Here is a 17,147-nt window from a genome sequence, read left to right as displayed (position 1 = left end):
AATGGCGCTAGAAAGCGGCTTGATAGGTGATCTGGATGGTATGCCGGGCGGTTTTTCCCGCTGGCACCGTGACGGGGTTGATGTTGCCCTCGCCATCAAACAGGCTACCGTAGAGGCCTTTGGGTTCGCGAACCAGCACCGTATAGCGGCCGGCAGATAAGCCCGTCAGGCAGTAGGTGCCGTCGGCGGCTGATTTGGTCGTTTTGATGGGCAGCACGCCGTTGGTCGACGTGATAAAGCCATCCTCAATCCCTTCCACGGCGTCCATCTTCAGCAGCGGATACACGAGTACTTCCCGGCTCACGGGCGACCCCAACGCCGCTTGTTTCGAGCTGGGGGCGTCGGGGCTGGGCATCTGATTCCCCACTTTCTCGACCACCACCCCGCAAATACCCTGTTTGGGCGCGGCCTTCCGGCGCGGCTTTTTCTGAGCCATAGCGTTGATCGTCAGCAAGCAGAGAAGCAGGAACAGGTAGCGCATAGGAAGGAGGGGGTGTAGCGTAGAGACCGCAGTGGCGGACCGTGCAGGATGTTGCGTCTCTACGGTTACGACACTTTCTTAAAGAACGAATCGACGAACTCCATCTTGTCGAAGGCTTGCAGGTCTTCGATTTTTTCGCCCACGCCGATGTACTTGACGGGAATCTGGAATTGATCGGAAATGCCGATAACGACCCCACCTTTGGCCGTGCCGTCGAGTTTGGTGATGGCCAGGGCCGTGACCTCGGTCACTTTCGTAAACTCGGTGGCTTGAATAAAGGCATTCTGTCCGGTCGATCCGTCGAGCACGAGCAATACTTCGTGGGGGGCGTCAGGAATGAATTTCTGCATCACCCGCTTGATCTTCGACAACTCGTTCATCAGGTTCACTTTGGTGTGTAACCGGCCGGCGGTGTCGATAATGACCACGTCAGCGCCCATTTCGGTCCCTTTTTTCACGGCGTCGAAAGCTACGGCCGAGGGGTCTGTGTTCATGCCGTGCGAGATGACCGGTACGCCCACGCGGTCGCCCCAGAGCTTGAGCTGATCGACCGCCGCCGCCCGGAAGGTATCACCCGCGCCCAGCACGACCTGTTTACCCCGTTTGTGAAACTGCGCCGCCAGCTTGCCGATGGTGGTGGTCTTGCCGACCCCGTTCACCCCAACGACCATAATCACGTAAGGTTTCTTATCGGCGGGGAGCGAAAAGTCATCGTTGGGTACGTTGCTGCCGGTAGGTTTGTTGTCGGATAGCAGCCCGGCAATTTCTTCGCGCAGAATGCTGTCCAACTCGCTCGTACCCATGTACTTGTCCCGGGCTACGCGGGCTTCAATCCGGTTAATGATCTTGACGGTGGTTTCGACACCCACGTCCGACGAGATCAGGACGCTCTCGAGTTCGTCGAGCACCTCTTCGTCGACGGTTGCTTTGCCAACGACTGCCCGGCCCAGCTTGGAGAAAAAACTGTCTTTGGTTTTTTCCAGTCCCTTGTCGAGCGATTCTTTTTTCTCTTTGCCAAATAATCCAAAAAAGGCCATCGTGTAGTGTCTATTGATAGTCAGTGGGCTGCGCCGTCATTGATTGTCATTGGTAGTCATTTGCCTGCGGCGTCATTGGTAGTCATTAATTGTTTTTTACCATGAATAACCATCAATGATGGCGAAGCCTAATGACAGCGCAGCCTGCCGACTTTTCTGTATAACAAAAAAAGTCCCTTTTGGGGACTTTTCAGTGTAGTGTTTTCGGGAAAGGCAACTAACCGATTACGCTTTCAGTGCGTTTTGCACGTCGTCGACGGGTACCATTTCCTCTTTGAAGGTGTAAGCACCCGTTTTGGGTGATTTCACGGCGCGGATCACTTTCGCGAATGCTTTGCCGTTGTCCTTCGTTTTCAGGGTTGCAACTACCTTCTTTGCCATTGCTTATGTTGGTTTCGACGTGTTCCTCAGCAAGTTAAGCCGGGTTCCGCCAGTTTAGATGACAATTACTTAATTTCTTTGTGAAGCGTTACCTTCTTCAGGAAGGGGTTGTACTTCTTACGCTCGATACGTGCGGGCGTGTTTTTGCGGTTCTTAGTCGTGATGTACCGCGACATTCCTGGTACGCCCGATTCTTTCTGCTCGGTGCACTCCAGGATGACTTGGATTCTATTACCTTTCTTAGCCATGGCTATGTCTTTTTCTCAACGGGAGCGCAAAGATAGAAAACACAATTGGAAAGCGCAACGCCATTTTTTGTTTGGCTGTCAGAATCTTACAGCGAGTAAACGATAATTGCCGCCGGTTGGTGCCCGCAAGCCAGGCAGTACTAGTCAGCTGTAAGGCAGGTCAACGGGTCATCCAGCCTTGAAAAGTACGAATTATGTCACTCGGTGCTACCTAAAACTAGTTATTTATTCGCAAATTGTCGGGTAATTATACTTAATAATTTGCGAATAATGTTTACATCGAAGACCCCCTTGATGACTTTGTTGCGTCAGGCTTATCGGCTCGCCATTGACGCAGAACGTACCCAGATACCCGCCGATGAGTTAGTTGGCCAATTGATCGAACAACAGTCGCGCCGGGCGTTTTTGCGTTCGTCAGGCCAGATGGCACTAGCTGCCGGCGGATTAGCCGCACTGAGTAGTTGCCGCTCCGATGACCTTGCGCCCGTCCAGCCCGCGCGCAACGCTCGCCTGAGTACCAGTGGCCCCAGCGTAGCGATTATCGGGGCTGGTATTGCTGGCTTGCACGCAGCCCATACCCTTGCTAAAAGGGGGTTCGGTAATTTCACCATCTACGAAGGAGCCAACGTGATTGGCGGCCGGATTCGCACGGCCAAAAACCTGCTGGCGACTGGCCTGGCCACCGAACTTGGCGGTGAATTTATCGACAGTGGCCATGCGGATATGCTGCAGTTGGCCCAGGAATTTGGCTTGCCCTTACTCGATACGCAGGCCCCTTCAGAAACCGCGCTGATCAAAGACGCTTACTTCTTCAACGGACGGCTCTACTCACTGGCTCAGATCGTGTCGGCGTTTCGGCCCATTGCCAGCCGTATACAGGCTGACATCGATCAGTTACCCGACAGCGTTGATTACACCACGACGAGTGGCCCCGGCTTGCGCTTTGACTGGCTGTCGATTAGCGAATACCTCCTCATTATTGGCGCTCCCGGACTTATCCGGTCGTTGCTGACGGTGGCCTACGAAACGGAATTTGGTCTTTCCTGTGATGTTCAAACGGCACTCAACCTGCTCACGCTTATCTCGACCGACACCAGTGGGGGGCAGTTTGAGGTATTTGGCGACAGCGACGAACGCTACAAAATTGAAGGCGGTAATCAGCAGATCGTTGATCGCCTGGCGGGTTTGTATCAGGACTCGATTAAGACTGGCGCCGTGTTGAGGGCGGTGACTACATATGGTACCAAACTTGACTTGGTTTTTGATGGATGTGCTACCGTCCGCGCCGATTATGTGCTGTTGACGCTTCCGTTTACAAAATTGCGGCAGGTGCAACTGAACGTAAGTTTGCCCACTCGCAAACGGCGAGCTATCTGGGAATTGGGTTACGGCACCAACGCCAAACTGCTGTTGGGTTTCTCCAACCGTCCGTGGCGTAGTCAGAGTTATTCTGGGTACGTATTCTCCGACAATGGCCTACAGTCGGGGTGGGATAATAGCCAACTGCAGGCAGGTAGCTCGGGTGGCTTTACGGTCTATACCGGCGGCGTTACGGGTACGTTGCTTGGCGTAGGCAGCGCGGCACTGCAAGCGCAATATTATCTGCCTAAGTTAAACCAGATTTTCCCCGGTGCGTCGGCTCGCTACAATGGTCGAGCCGAGCGTTTTCACTGGCCAAGCAGCCCGTTTGCGCTCGGAAGCTACGCCTGCTACACCGTCGGGCAAAAGACCAGCTTTGGCGGTGCTGAAGGCGAATCGGTCAACAACTTATTTTTTGCGGGTGAGCATTGCAGCGCCGATTATCAGGGATACATGAATGGCGGGGCCGAAACCGGTCGGGATGCCGCCGAAAAGATTCTTGAAGCGATAGGGGTCATCGCTTAGCCAGTAGGTACGTTCTTTGTTGGCCTTCGGAAGGCGCTGGTGTGCTTTCCGAAGGCCAACATATATTGTTACTAGAACGGCTTATGCACACAACAGTAGTCTCCTGTCGATTTTTGCTCACGTCGTTGTTCATAGTAGGTTGTTTGATACCAGCCTGCGCTCAGAAACGGATGTGCATCAGCATTGATGATTTACCTACCGTTTCACGGGTTTACCGGACCGTCGCCGGGCAGGACTCGCTGACTGATCGGTTGCTGGCACAGCTGAAACGACACAACGTACCTGCGATTGGCTTCGTCGTTGGCGAAAAACTGATGAGCCAGTCACAGCCTGACAGCAGTCAGCTGCGCCTGCTGACGCGCTGGCTGGAAGCCGGTATGGAGTTAGGCAATCACACGTTTGCGCACCTGGGATATAATACACTATCGGCCGCTGCCTACCAGCAAGACGTTGCCGGCGCCGATACGTTGCTGCGTCCGTTGCTTCAGGCGGCTAATCGACGCCTCCGTTACTTTCGTCATCCATATTTGCAACGGGGCAACACGGTCAGCAAACGCGATTCGCTGGTTCGCTATCTGGCCAGCCAGCAGTATGTAGAAGCGCCGGTGTCTATCGATAATGCCGATTATCTGTTCTCCGCTGCCTACGATGTCGCGTTGCTTCGGAAAGACAGTGCGCTGGCCTCGTCGGTCGGTAAGCAATACGTCGATTACATGCTGGCTTGTGTTCATTACTACGAGGCGCAGGCCGACTCACTATTCAGGCGCTCCATAGCACATGTTCTGTTAACGCACGCCAATACCATCAATTCGCAGTATCTGGGCGATATACTAGCGCGCCTGACGGCCGAAGGGTATCAATTCGTCTCACTCCATGAGGCGCTCCAGGACCCCGCCTACCAGTCGCAGGACGACTACGTTCGGAATGGCGGCATCTCGTGGCTACACCGCTGGGCGCTGACACAGGGTAAACGCGGCGTGTTTTTCAAGGGTGAGCCAGATGTTCCGGCAGCGATCAATGCCCTGGCTACTGGTCAATGAAGCGCGTTAAGTCGTGCCGGTTGCCTTTCGGTTAACAGGTTCGGGTAATGATTTCCGGACCGTTTGTGTTGTACACGAAAGCCATCCGGCACACAACCTGACCGGGTACGTGGCTTTCCAACGCCATGAAAAAGATTCCTTTCTCAATTTTAGATCTGGTGCCGGTTACCGAAGGCAGTACGCCCCGGCAGGCGCTGCATAATGCGCTTGATCTGGCTCAACACGCCGAACGCTGGGGGTATAACCGCTACTGGCTGGCCGAACACCATAACATGACGGGCGTGGCCAGCGCGGCTACGTCGGTGGGGATTGGCTACATCGCGGGGGGCACCCAAACCATCCGCGTTGGGTCAGGGGGCATTATGTTGCCTAACCATTCGCCGCTGGTCATTGCCGAGCAGTTTGGCACGCTGGCATCGCTCTACCCCGGCCGGATCGACCTGGGCGTAGGCCGCGCGCCGGGTTCCGATCAGGTAACGGCCCGGGCCATGCGCCGCAACCTCACGGGCCCCGATACGTTCCCGCAGGATGTAGTCGAACTGCGCGATTATTTCCAGCCGACCGAGCCGGGGCAGGCGGTGCAGGCTGTACCGGGCGCGGGCCTCGACGTACCCATCTGGATACTGGGCTCCAGCCTGTTTGGCGCGCAGCTGGCCGCCATGCTCGGCTTACCCTTCGCCTTTGCGTCTCACTTTGCCCCCGACGCTCTGTTGCAGGCCCTGCACGTGTACCGGACGCAGTTTGTCCCGTCAGAATCGCTGGATAAGCCTTATGTCATGTTGGCGGCCAACGTGGTCGTGGCTGATACCGACGCCGAAGCGCAACGCCTGTTTACGTCGGTGCAGCAGCAATTCATCAACCTGCGGCGTGGTACGCCCGGTATGTTGCCCCCGCCCGTCGATCGCCCCGATCTGCTTCAGTTTGCGGCCGATCAGGCGGGAGCCAGCCATGCGTTGCGGTATGCAATGGTTGGTTCGCCCGACACGGTGCAGCAGGGGCTGGCCCGGTTTATCGACCAGCTTCGCCCCGACGAACTGATCACAACCGCCCAGATTTTTGACCACACGGCCCGCCTTCGTTCCTTTGAACTGACGGCTCAGGTACGTGACGCGCTGGCTCGCGAAACGGCCGGGGCCGCCGTAGCAGCCTAGGTACGTTGCTACCAGAACAAGGTATATAAGGTAATAAGCACCACCGCGATTGCCGCCGATCCGGCCAGAAACGACCGCGATACCCGAAACATGGCTTTGTCGATAGCCAGTCCTTTGGGGTTGCCCTCGCTAGTCGGATCGGTGAGCGATACCACGACCATCAGCACCATATCGATGCAGAAAACCCAGGTAGTGCGGTGAAGAAAGGGAATCTCGGCGGCCCGCTCGCCAACCAATTCGCTGATGGCTGGCCAGAATTTGAATAGAATCGAGAGCGGGATCGTCAGGATGGCGACCGTGAGGGCGGCACGGTTGGTGGCGCGTTTCCAGAAAAAGCCCAGCGCAAAAATGGCAAACACGCCGGGGGTGAGAAAATTGGTGTATTCCTGGATGTACTGATATACCTGATCGAACGACCGCAGCATGGGCGCGATGAGGATGGCCACAACGAAGGAGACCACCACAGCCCAGCGCCCTACCCGCACCAGCTTCTGCTCTGACGCGTCTTTGTCAACGAACTTCCGGTAGATGTCGAGCGTGAAAATGGTGGAAATGCTGTTGCACTTGCCTGCCAGCGAGGCCACCACGGCGGCGGTGAGCGCGGCGAAGGCCAACCCTTTCATGCCCGTAGGCAGCAGGTTCATCAGCACCGGATACGCATGGTCGGGTTTGACGTTGCCGTTGGCATCGGTCATGGCGGCGGCGAAGGTGCCCTCCTGATACAGGACGAAGGCCGCGATGCCGGGAATGACCACGATCAGCGGGATGAGCAGCTTCAGGAACGCCGCGAACAGAATACCGTTTCGGGCCGTGGGCAGATCGGCACCCAGCGCCCGTTGCACGATGTACTGGTTACAGCCCCAGTAATAGAGATTGTTGATCCACATCCCGCCCAACACCAGCGACATACCCGGCAGGGCGTTGTAATGCGGATGCCCTTCGGCGAAGAACATATGGAAATGGTCGTCGGCGCGGGTGCGGAGGGTGGCCAGCCCGTTCCAGACGCCCTCGACGCCCGATTTGTCGGCCACCAGTTGCAGCGCCAGGTACGTGACCACCAGCCCGCCAAAGATGAGCACCACCACCTGGATCACATCGGTATAGCCAATGACGTTCATGCCGCCCAGGGTAATAAAAATGGCAAAAATGGCCAGCCCGATGGTGCAGGTAGTAAACGAGATCCCCGCCAGCGACTCGATGGCGATAGCCCCCAGATACAGAATCGACGTGAGGTTGACAAGCACGTAGACCACTAGCCAGAAAATGGCCAGAATGGTGCTGACGGTGTCGGAATACCGCTGCGCCAGAAACTGGGGCATGGTCGAGATGTTATTTTTGAGGTAGATGGGAATAAAAAACGCCGCCACGATTACCAGCGTCGCCGCCGCAATCCATTCATACGACGAAATGGCCAGCCCCATCGCGAAACCCGACCCGGCCATGCCGATGAAGTGCTCGGCTGAGATGTTGGAGGCAATGAGCGAAGCGCCAATGGCCCACCACGTCAGTGACCCTTCGGCCAGAAAAAAATCTTTGGTATTGGTTTCGCCCGACTGCTTCGAGCGGTAAATCCAGTAGCCGTAACCAACGACAAGGACAAAGTAGGTCAGGAAAACCGCGTAATCGGCGGTAGCGAGGTGGTTCATGAAAGGCAGGCGTTTAGGTTTTAGGTGCTACCAAAAGACGAGGCCCCCACTTCTGTACCCGTTTGCCTGTTAAGCGCCAGACAATGAGCTTGTAACGACTCAGTACTTGATCATAAATTCGCTCAGGTTGGCCTGCGCGTCGAGGTTCAGTTTTTTGCGAAGGCGGTATCGTTTCAACTCGACACTGCGGGGCGTTATGTTAAGCAGCTGGGCAATTTCTTTCGTCGACAGGTTCATGCGTAGGTAAGCGGCCAGTTTCATGTCGCCCTGTCCCAGGTCGGGGTACTGGTCGATCAGCCGCTTCAGAAACTGCTCGTGTACTTTGTTGAAATTGGCTTCGAACAGCGCCCAATCCTGCTCGCTGGAAATGTTCTGGTCGATCAGCCGGTTGATGTGCTGAAAATGCTCGCCCGTGCCGCGCCCGTTCACCTGATTCCTGACCTGATTAAGCTCGTCCTTCAACTGCATCAGCAGTTCGTTCTTCCGAATCAGGGTCATTGTTGAATTGGCCAGTTCTTCCGATTTCTGAATCAGGCCTTGCTCCAGTTGCTCTTTCTGCAACAGAATAATCTCCCGCTGACTGGCCTCTTCCTGCTGGCGGAGCCGGGCTTCGAGTTCGGTGCGCAATTGCTGTTGTTTGGTGGCCACGCGGCGCAGATGCAGCCGGTAGGAGAGGGTGAGCGCGCCAACTCCCAGCAATAGATAGCCCAGCTTGCTCCAGACCGACCAATACCAGGGTGGGCGAATCTCAAAGGCGAGGGTGCTTTCCGTGGGGCTGCCGTTGGCGCGTAGATGCAACACGTACTGGCCCGCAGGCAGGTTGTTGAATTCTTTTTGCTGGATGGGCTGGTAAGGCGACCAACTGCTCATGTTGTTTTCCAGCCAGTAGCTGTATTGCACCGGCTGCGTGAAGGCGGGCGTGCAGAACGTGACGAGGAGATTGGCCTGCTTGTGCGAAAACGACAAGGCGGCGTCGGGGCGTTGCGGAGCCTGGAAGGTATGCTGCACAGCGGGCGTGTCGAGGGTCGTAACGCTGCGGATCAGCGGTGGTGGCGTGGCCGTTTGCTGTAACTGGCTCAATCCACGACGGGGGATTAGCGCAAAGCCATTTTCACGACAGAGGCCCAGGTAATTGGTGTCCAAGTCGACCAGCGTTTCGTCTTCTTCGACCCACCGATTGGTGCGCACCGGAATATCATGCGCGGTTGTCTGCCCCGCCTGAACATGCTGCAACCGCCCATCCTGATGCAGCAGAAGCAGTTCGGAGCCCGCTAGTTGGAAGAGCTTCTGAACCCCCGGTTTCAGAAACGGGAAACGCAGCGGCGCCGGGCTGAACTGCTGCCGCGTTGGGTCGAAAACCTGCGCAATGGGCGCGGCCGTCACCACAATGCGCCCTGCCAGTTGGGCGAGGTTCGCCGTGGTGGTCTGAAAAGCGGGTGAGTCGTAGCTGGTGCTTTTCACCACGCGCTTCAGGTCGGGCGAGAGGTACAGGCGCTGAATGCCCTGACTGGGCGCTTTGTTGAGCCAGATAGCCCCGGTCTCGTCTTCTTCCAATTGCCGTACCGGTGCCGAAAACCCATCCACTGTATGGGCGAAGACCCACTGGCCCCGCTTGTCTTTCTGGTACACGCAGAGTTTGGTATACGTCGCCTGAAGCAACCGGTCGGGGTGTTTGGCCAGTCGGCGAAGCGCCCAGCCGCCCGTGATGGGGCACAGGAGCCGGGCCGTCGTTCCATCGATCAGGAACGTACCCCGATTGTGCCCGCACAGGAGTTGGCCATCCTGTACGCTCAGTTGCCAGACCTGCCCCTGGGTGCCCGTAATCAGTCGAAACGGCAACTCGGGTTGGGCTAGTGGCTTGTAATAAACGCCCTGATTCGTGCCCAGATACAGGTTTCCCTGATGGCGGGCCAGATCAAAGAACGTACCCAGGTCACCGTCGCTATCGGTGAAGTAGCGGATAGGCGAGCTGAGGTGAATCAGGTCGGCGCCTTGGTCCATGCCCACCCACAGGTCGCGGTTGGCATCCTGCCAGAGGGCCAGCACCGTGTTGTTTTGCAGGCCCGTTTGCTGATTGAACAGATACCGGATGCGCCCGTCGGAGGTGGTAATCAACACCCCGTTCAGCAAGGTACCGAAGGCGTATCCGTCCGCGCCCAACTGGATGCCCCGGTTAAGCCGGTTCTGCTGGATGAACGCATTGAGTTGGGCGTTGAAGGGCCGAAAGCGGCGCCCATCGTACCGGTAGAGTGCCCGCTCAGTCCCAACGAGCAGTTCCGTTTTGCCAAGCGGTAACAGCGTGTTGACGGTTTCGCGCCCCAGAAATTCGCTACCCGGTATCAGGGTGAACGTCTTGCCCCGCAGTTCATACAGGCCTTTATCAATGACCTCCACCAGTAACCGATTCCGCACCGCCCGCACGAACAATACATTGCCGGGCGTAGGAATCGCCTCGACCCGCCCCTGCCAATACCGAAACATGTACGCAAAGGACTGGAAGAGGATGCCCCGTGGGGTCACCAGCACGTGCCAGATTTCTTCGTTCCGAAACGCCGGGTCTCTGATCAGCGGGGCCAGTGACTTATACGTCAACTCGCCGCTGGGGCCGGGTGCCCAATAGCCGAATTCGCCCAGCGCTCCCGTAAAGATTCGACCTGTTTCGTCGACTGCCACCGACCGTACCCGCTGCTTCTTGGGAAGTTCGTACACCCGCCACGTACTCCCATCGTATTCCAGCAGGCCCCTCGAATTGGCCAGATACATAAATCGGGTACGGGGGCTCTGGGCAATGCTCCAATTGTGTTTATGGGCCCCATACTGCTGGCGGGTGTAATTGATAATGTCGGGCTGGCAGAACTGGTAGGCATCTTGTCCAACACCGGTATGGCTGACGAGCAATAACCCGAGTAACCACCGTAGCAGGTACGTTGTCTGGCTGGGTAGCCACTGCTGGTGTTGAGGAGACGGAATCACGTTGAACTCGATGTTGATGTACTGAAAAAGGCTATTTCCCGGCAAATATCGGCGGTATGATGAGGTTTTGATGTACCTCTTTACTGATGAGGTGTATTCTGACAGCCTACTTTTGTGCAATTAATTATAGGAAAATTGTTGTCATTCACATGAATATGGTAAACCAATTTACTAGCCAGTTGACTGGTGTTCGTTTTCGCCTCCTGATGGCTTTTTGCTGGGGGCTGCTAAGCGTAACCGTCTATGCGCAGACGGCGGGAAATCGAATCACCGGCCGGGTCACCGACCAGGCAACGAAGGCCGGGTTACCCGGTGCCACCGTACAGGTCAAAGGGACGTCTCAGGGCACAACCACCGACGCGTCAGGGGCCTACACGATCCAGGTCGACGCCAACGCTACCCTTGTCTTCTCCAGCATAGGGTATACCGCACAGGAAGTGCCGGTCAACGGCCAGACGGAGGTCAATGTCGTTATGGCGGACGATGCCCAGGCTCTCAACGAAGTCGTGGTAGTGGGTTACGGGACCCAACGGAAACGCGACCTGACGGGGTCCGTGGCGCAGCTAAAAGGCGAGGAAATTATTAAGTACCCCGTCCAGACGCCCACGCAAGCCCTCCAGAGTAAGCTGGCCGGGGTGCAGATTATCGCCTCGGGGCGGCCCAACGAGCAGCCGCAGATTCGGGTACGGGGAGTCGGGTCGGCTCTGGCGGGCGTCAGCCCGCTGTACGTCGTCGACGGGGTGCTCACCGACGATATCCGTAACATCAGCAACAACGACATTCTTAGCATTGAAGTGCTGAAGGATGCCTCGGCGGCGATCTACGGCGTTCGGGCGGCCAACGGCGTCGTGATCGTAACCACACGCCGGGGCAAATCGGGGGCTACACAGGTCCAGTACGACGCCAACTTCAGCGTGCGGCAGGCCGCCAACCTGATTCCAATGGCCAACCGCGATCAGTACATCAGCTACCTGACCGATGCCGCTCCCAATGTGAACGTCAATAATCCGCCGCTCACGTCGACAGGAACGACCAACTGGTACGACTATGCGCTACGGAGGGCTCCCCAATCGAACCACAACCTGTCTATTTCGGGCGGGGGCGAACGCAACACGTTTTTTATCAGCGCGGGCTTTTTCTCGGATCAGGGCGTAGTCAACACGAACGACTTTCAACGGTTGACCCTGCGGGCCAATAATGAGGTCAAGATCAACGATAAACTGACGTTCAGCAATCAGATTTCGTTTGCTCGTGGTAACGAACGCGCCGTCAACCTCGACGGGGTCTATCAAAGTCTCTACCGGGCGGCGCCCATCGTACCGGCACTGGTCGATACTAAATACGGGAACCTCTCGGCCTTCGGCAACGTGGGCAACCCGCTGCTCAGCCTCGACGCCCGCGACAACCGGATCATCAACAGCCGGTTGCAGGGCAATCTGGCCCTCAGCTACAAACCTGCCGAGTGGATCACGCTCCGTTCGGCCTTCAATACGGACCTGATTTTCAACAACAACCGAACGTACCTGCGGGCTTTTCAGAACGATGCGGCTACGTTCATTACGGCGGGTGGCAACCAGCGTCAGCAGAATAGTCAGCTTACGCTCGACAACAGCCAGTCGCAGCGGTATATCATCGACAACACCGCTACGTTTGACAAGACGTTCGGCAGAAGCGACGTCACATTCCTACTGGGGGCCGTTACGGAGCGGTTTACGTCTAACTTCATCACCGGTTCCCGCATCAACATCCCGAACGACCCCAACCAGTGGTATCTAGGCTTGGGTAATCCCGACCAGCAGCTGTCTAACAACAGCGGCGGCGACCTCCAGACCCGGCAGTCGTTCGTGACGCGCGCGACGTATGGGTTTGCCAATCGCTACCTGTTCAATGCCTCACTGCGGGCCGATGGCAGTTCCAAGTTCCGCGAACGCTGGGGCTTCTTCCCGACAGTGGGTCTCGGCTGGGTTATTTCTGATGAAAGCTTCCTGAAAACGCAGTCGCTGGTCAACTTCCTGAAACTGCGGGGGAGCTGGGGTATTCTGGGCAACGACAACATCGCCAGCAATGCCTACATCCTGACGGCCAATGTGAATATTCCGTACTTTTTCAACAATGGCCTGACCCTCGGCAACGCGATTCAGGACATCAAAGATCAGCAACTGAAGTGGGAGCGGACGCAGCAGGTCGACGTGGGTTTGGAGTTTGCCCTGGCCGATAACCGCCTGACGGGTGAGATCGACTATTACAACAAGACGACCCGCGATGCACTGGCGTTCCGGATCATTCCGGCTATTTTCGGCGACCCGGATAACCAGTTTCTGACCAACATCGCCTCGTTCCGAAACAGCGGCTTCGAGTTTGTGCTGAACTGGAAAGAAACGACCAAAAGCGGCCTGGGCTATAGCATCGGCGGTAACCTGACGCTGAACCGGAACCAACTGGTTGGGCTCAACGGTGGGCAGGCACTGCTGGCCGGAGGGGTTGGGCAGCAGGGCTTTACAACTCGTAGCGACAACGGTCAGCCGGTGGGTAGTTTCTACGTGCTGAATGCCATCGGCGTTTTCCAGAATCAGGCCGAAATCGACGGGTCGCCGGTATTTGGTACACGCGCCAACGTGCGGCCGGGTGATCTGAAATACCAGGACGTAAACAACGATGGGGTCATTAATACCGATGACCGGATCTACGCCGGGTCGTATCAGCCCAAGCTCTACTACGGCATCAACCTGGCGTTGACCTACAAAGGGTTTGACCTCACGGCTGACGTGTATGGCAACGCGGGGAACCAGGTGTACAATGGTAAAAAGGCGTTCCGTTTTGAAAACACGGACAACATCGAAGCGGCCTATGCCGAGGCGCGCTGGCTGCCTACCCGCCCTTCGCAGACCGATCCGCGCCTGATTACGTCGGCCACGCCCGCCTCTACCTACTTTGTGGAATCGGGTTCCTTTGTTCGGCTGAATAACCTCACGCTCGGGTACACAATCCCGACCGCGTGGCGCGAAAAAGTGCGGTTGCGGACCGCCCGCCTCTACGTGACCTCGCAAAACCTGTTTACACTTCAGAAATTCAGCGGTTTCTCGCCCGAACTCCCCGGCGGGCCGCTCGACTCTGGTATCGAATTGACCTCCTATCCAACCACCCGCACCTTCGCTGTTGGGTTGAACGTAGGCTTCTAATCAAACGACCTTACGACCATGACGTCTATTAAATCTTCGGTAAAATCTCCGATTCGACTCTCGCTGCTGATGGCCCTGTTTGTGCTGGGGCTGGCCGCTTGTAATGATTTCCTGACCACGCCGCCTCAGGGCCTGATTGGTGAAGACGCGGTGCGGAATGACCCGGCAGCGGCCCAGAACCTGGTCACGGGCGTGTATAACAGCCTCTGGGAAGAAAGCATGCACGGCTTTGACTTCGTCGGCATGACCAACATCGCGTCCGATGACGCTGACAAAGGCAGCTCGGCCGCCGATGGCGCCAATACGTTTGGTACGCTTGACAACCTGAACCCAACGGCGGGCGTGGGCAATCTCAACAACCTGTGGTCGGCTTATTTTCGGTCTATCGCTAAAGCCAACCAGGCGCTGGCGCTCATTCCGCTCAGCGCAGCCGAGCCGACGGTACGGCGTCAGTTAGAAGGGGAGGTCCGTTTCCTGCGGGCTTATTTTTACTTCAACCTCGTTCGGTTTTTCGGTGGTGTTCCGCTGCTCGATGCCATTCCGGCGGTTGATCAGGTGAACAATACCGATTTGCAGAAGCGCGCCACCCGCGAGCAGGTGTACGACCTGATTGTGCGGGACTTGCGGTATGCGGCCAACGTGTTGCCGATAAAAGGGCAAACGCAGACGGGCCGGGCCACCAAAGCAGCGGCAATGGCGATGCTGGCTAAAGTGTATCTGTACCAGAAAAACTGGCAGCAGGCCTACACGCTGTCTGATTCGATCGTGAAAAACCAGGTTGGCAGCTACGACCTGTTGCCCAACTACGCCAACATCTGGCGCGAAACCGGGGCCAACAGTGTGGAGTCGCTGTTTGAGGTGCAGACTGGGATCAATCTGTCGTGTAACGCGGCCATCAACCTGTATGTCGTTTGCCAGGGGCCACGGGCGGGTGGTAAACGAGGCTGGTCCGATCTGGGCTTCGGGTTTGGTACGCCTTCTCAGAGTCTGGTCGATGAGTACGAAGCAAACGATCAGCGCCGGGCGGCCACCATTATCTTTATTAATCCCGCCCCGCGCGGTACGGTCCTGTGGGATGGCTTCCGGGTGCCAAGTCGTGATTCGGTCGAAAATGACCGCTACAATTATAAGGCGTACCACAGCCGCACGGCCGAACGGAACTGCGGCAATAATGACCGGCTACCCAAAAACCTTCGGATCATGCGCCTGGGCGAGGTGCTGCTGATTCACGCCGAAGCAGCGCTGGCGACAGGCCAGAATGCAGCGGCACTCACCGACATCAACCGGCTACGTACCCGAGCCGGGCTGCCGGCGCTCACAACGCTCGACCGGGCCGCGGTGTGGCACGAACGGCGCGTGGAACTGGCAATGGAGCATGACCGCTTCTTCGACCTGATCCGGCAGGAAGACGTGCAGGCCGGGCGGGCCGTGCAGGCCTTCGCGGCGCATGGTAAAACGTTCACGAAGGGTAAAAACGAAGTGTTCCCTATCCCGCAGAACCAGATTCAGTTGAGCGGGGGCGCACTGACGCAGAATCCGGGATATTAACTCAGCCTGCCGATGGCACTGGCTACGCCTGCTCGACGTAGCCAGTACCATCGGCTTATTCGTTACGAAAAACAGTGATACAATACGCTTCAAAACTGCTCCTGCCGGTCACCCTGCTGCTTACACTGAGTCATCAGTTCAACGCAGGAAAATCCGCTACGGCCGACATCGCCATTCCGACTTCCCACTTGTCGACGACTAAACCGCCAACAAGGTTTTCTGCCAGCGACAACGCCTTTCTGGATAGTTTGCAGCGCGACACCTTTCGGTATTTCTGGGAAACGGCCAACCCGGCCAATGGCCTGATTCCCGACCGCGCACCAAGAACGGCTTTCTCCAGCATTGCCGCCGTAGGTTTTGGCCTCACGTCCTATTTGGTTGGTATCGAGCGTGGGTACGTTACCCGGGAGCAGGCCGCCGAACGTACCCGGCAGACGCTCCGTTTTTTTGCCCAGGCGCCCCAGTCTGACAAGCCCACCGGCGTGGCGGGTTACAAAGGGTTCTTCTACCATTTCCTGGACATGAAAACCGGCGAGCGCTTCAAACAGGTCGAACTGTCGACCATTGACACGGCGCTGCTGCTGGGCGGCATCCTGAGTAGCCAGACCTATTTCGACCGGAATACGCCCGTCGAGGCGGAGATCCGGAAACTGGCCGAGCAGATCTACGGGCGTGTCGACTGGACCTGGTTTCAACACAACAAGCCATTTGTGTCGATGGGTTGGCACCCCGAAAAAGGATTCATCAGCAACGACTGGAAAGGCTACAACGAGGCCATGTTGCTCTACGTGCTGGCGCTCGGCTCACCTACCCATCCGGTTGGTCCTGAGGTGTGGCCCGCCTGGGTGAAAACCTACGACTGGGCCGCTCCTTTTGGGCAGAAACCCCACGTCAATTTCGACCCCCTGTTTGGCCACCAGTACTCACACGTCTGGATCGACTTTCGCGGGATTCGGGACAGCTACATGCAGTCAAAGGGGTTCGATTATGCCGAAAATTCGCGGCGGGCTACCTACGCCAACCGGGCCTATTGCCTGAGCAACCCCGCTGGCTGGCAGGATTATGGGTCCAACATCTGGGGTCTGACGGCCTGCGACGGCCCCAAAGACACGACCGTGGCTGGCCGCCGGTTTTTCTCATACCGGGCCCGTGGCGCAGCCGTTCAGCAGGTGGTCGATGATGGTACCATAGCCCCCACGGCAGCAGGTGGCTCCATGCCGTTCGCCCCGGAAATCTGCCTGCCTGCGTTGCGGGCGATGAAAGCGAAATACGGCAGTCAGTTATACGGCCCCTACGGCTTCCGCGATGCGTTCAACCCCACGTATCGCTACCCGTCGGCCTTTGCCAACGGCCCCACCACCATTGGCTGGTTCGATATCGACTATCTCGGCATTGATCAGGGCCCGATTCTGTTGATGGCCGAAAACGCCCGCACCGATTTCGTCTGGAAGCTCATGAAGCGGAACCCGCACATTCGCCGGGGCCTGACCCGCGCTGGTTTCACCGGTGGCTGGCTGAAGTAAGGCGCTGGTGAAACCGGCCGAAATGACGTAGGTCCTGCCCGCTGAACCGGGGGAGG

General features: G+C 57.1%; 12 protein-coding genes. 6 read left to right on the top strand and 6 right to left on the bottom strand.

What is annotated here, in order from left to right; genetic code table 11:
- Nucleotides 1-7: 7 nt before the first annotated feature.
- The 4 genes from FAES_RS26835 to rpmG form a co-directional block, all read right to left on the bottom strand.
- Nucleotides 8-481 (bottom strand): carboxypeptidase-like regulatory domain-containing protein, encoded by a 474-nt coding sequence (locus tag FAES_RS26835; RefSeq protein WP_015334352.1) that lies wholly within the window; start codon nucleotides 479-481, stop codon nucleotides 8-10.
- Between the two features lie 65 nt (nucleotides 482-546).
- Nucleotides 547-1,518, bottom strand: a complete 972-nt coding sequence (gene ftsY, locus FAES_RS26830; RefSeq protein ID WP_015334351.1) for a signal recognition particle-docking protein FtsY — start codon at nucleotides 1,516-1,518, stop codon at nucleotides 547-549.
- A 225-nt stretch (nucleotides 1,519-1,743) separates the two neighbouring features.
- On the bottom strand, nucleotides 1,744-1,899 hold the full coding sequence (locus tag FAES_RS29815; RefSeq protein WP_015334350.1) for a DUF4295 domain-containing protein: 156 nt from the start codon (nucleotides 1,897-1,899) through the stop codon (nucleotides 1,744-1,746).
- Nucleotides 1,900-1,964: 65 nt separating this feature from the next.
- Nucleotides 1,965-2,147: a 50S ribosomal protein L33 gene (rpmG, locus tag FAES_RS26825; RefSeq protein ID WP_015334349.1), complete on the bottom strand. Its 183-nt coding sequence runs from the start codon at nucleotides 2,145-2,147 to the stop codon at nucleotides 1,965-1,967.
- Nucleotides 2,148-2,441: 294 nt separating this feature from the next.
- Between rpmG and FAES_RS26820 the strand changes: the two genes are divergently transcribed.
- The 3 genes from FAES_RS26820 to FAES_RS26810 all read left to right on the top strand — a co-directional run bounded on the left by FAES_RS26820 (nucleotide 2,442) and on the right by FAES_RS26810 (nucleotide 6,222).
- The gene (locus tag FAES_RS26820) at nucleotides 2,442-4,031 is read left to right on the top strand and encodes a flavin monoamine oxidase family protein (protein ID WP_229364545.1); all 1,590 of its coding nucleotides are present in this window, start codon (nucleotides 2,442-2,444) and stop codon (nucleotides 4,029-4,031) included.
- A gap of 170 nt (nucleotides 4,032-4,201) precedes the next feature.
- Nucleotides 4,202-5,071, top strand: a complete 870-nt coding sequence (locus FAES_RS26815) for a polysaccharide deacetylase family protein (protein ID WP_229364544.1) — start codon at nucleotides 4,202-4,204, stop codon at nucleotides 5,069-5,071.
- Nucleotides 5,072-5,196: 125 nt separating this feature from the next.
- Nucleotides 5,197-6,222: an LLM class flavin-dependent oxidoreductase gene (locus tag FAES_RS26810; protein ID WP_015334346.1), complete on the top strand. Its 1,026-nt coding sequence runs from the start codon at nucleotides 5,197-5,199 to the stop codon at nucleotides 6,220-6,222.
- Nucleotides 6,223-6,230: 8 nt separating this feature from the next.
- Here FAES_RS26810 and FAES_RS26805 read toward each other — a convergent pair whose 3' ends face one another.
- Together FAES_RS26805 and FAES_RS26800 are read right to left on the bottom strand one after the other, a co-directional pair.
- Entirely contained in the window at nucleotides 6,231-7,868 is a 1,638-nt protein-coding gene (locus FAES_RS26805) for a sodium/sugar symporter (protein WP_015334345.1), read from the bottom strand.
- A 99-nt stretch (nucleotides 7,869-7,967) separates the two neighbouring features.
- Nucleotides 7,968-10,886: a hypothetical protein gene (locus tag FAES_RS26800; RefSeq protein WP_041258432.1), complete on the bottom strand. Its 2,919-nt coding sequence runs from the start codon at nucleotides 10,884-10,886 to the stop codon at nucleotides 7,968-7,970.
- A 161-nt stretch (nucleotides 10,887-11,047) separates the two neighbouring features.
- On the opposite strand from FAES_RS26800, the gene FAES_RS26795 reads away from it, so the two are divergent.
- The 3 genes from FAES_RS26795 (at nucleotide 11,048) to FAES_RS26785 (ending at nucleotide 17,091) form a co-directional block, all read left to right on the top strand.
- Nucleotides 11,048-14,020, top strand: a complete 2,973-nt coding sequence (locus FAES_RS26795) for a SusC/RagA family TonB-linked outer membrane protein (protein WP_041259549.1) — start codon at nucleotides 11,048-11,050, stop codon at nucleotides 14,018-14,020.
- 18 nt (nucleotides 14,021-14,038) lie between these two features.
- Complete coding sequence (locus tag FAES_RS26790) at nucleotides 14,039-15,568, top strand: RagB/SusD family nutrient uptake outer membrane protein (RefSeq protein WP_015334342.1); 1,530 nt, start codon at nucleotides 14,039-14,041, stop codon at nucleotides 15,566-15,568.
- Between the two features lie 74 nt (nucleotides 15,569-15,642).
- Entirely contained in the window at nucleotides 15,643-17,091 is a 1,449-nt protein-coding gene (locus tag FAES_RS26785; RefSeq protein WP_229364543.1) for a glucoamylase family protein, read from the top strand.
- Nucleotides 17,092-17,147 lie beyond the last annotated feature (56 nt).

It is taken from the genome of Fibrella aestuarina BUZ 2 (assembly GCF_000331105.1).
GTDB classification, from domain to species: domain Bacteria; phylum Bacteroidota; class Bacteroidia; order Cytophagales; family Spirosomataceae; genus Fibrella; species Fibrella aestuarina.
Note: the sequence above shows the minus strand (reverse complement) of the source record. Positions and strands in the feature narration are given on the sequence as shown.

Coding starts and splice junctions, on each gene's coding strand:
- FAES_RS26810 (WP_015334346.1), top strand. CDS start 5,197: ATGAAAAAGATTCCTTTCTCAATTTTAGATCTGGTGCCGGTTACCGAA.
- rpmG (WP_015334349.1), bottom strand. CDS start 2,147: ATGGCTAAGAAAGGTAATAGAATCCAAGTCATCCTGGAGTGCACCGAG.
- FAES_RS26790 (WP_015334342.1), top strand. CDS start 14,039: ATGACGTCTATTAAATCTTCGGTAAAATCTCCGATTCGACTCTCGCTG.
- ftsY (WP_015334351.1), bottom strand. CDS start 1,518: ATGGCCTTTTTTGGATTATTTGGCAAAGAGAAAAAAGAATCGCTCGAC.
- FAES_RS26835 (WP_015334352.1), bottom strand. CDS start 481: ATGCGCTACCTGTTCCTGCTTCTCTGCTTGCTGACGATCAACGCTATG.
- FAES_RS29815 (WP_015334350.1), bottom strand. CDS start 1,899: ATGGCAAAGAAGGTAGTTGCAACCCTGAAAACGAAGGACAACGGCAAA.
- FAES_RS26805 (WP_015334345.1), bottom strand. CDS start 7,868: ATGAACCACCTCGCTACCGCCGATTACGCGGTTTTCCTGACCTACTTT.
- FAES_RS26795 (WP_041259549.1), top strand. CDS start 11,048: ATGGCTTTTTGCTGGGGGCTGCTAAGCGTAACCGTCTATGCGCAGACG.
- FAES_RS26820 (WP_229364545.1), top strand. CDS start 2,442: ATGACTTTGTTGCGTCAGGCTTATCGGCTCGCCATTGACGCAGAACGT.
- FAES_RS26815 (WP_229364544.1), top strand. CDS start 4,202: ATGTGCATCAGCATTGATGATTTACCTACCGTTTCACGGGTTTACCGG.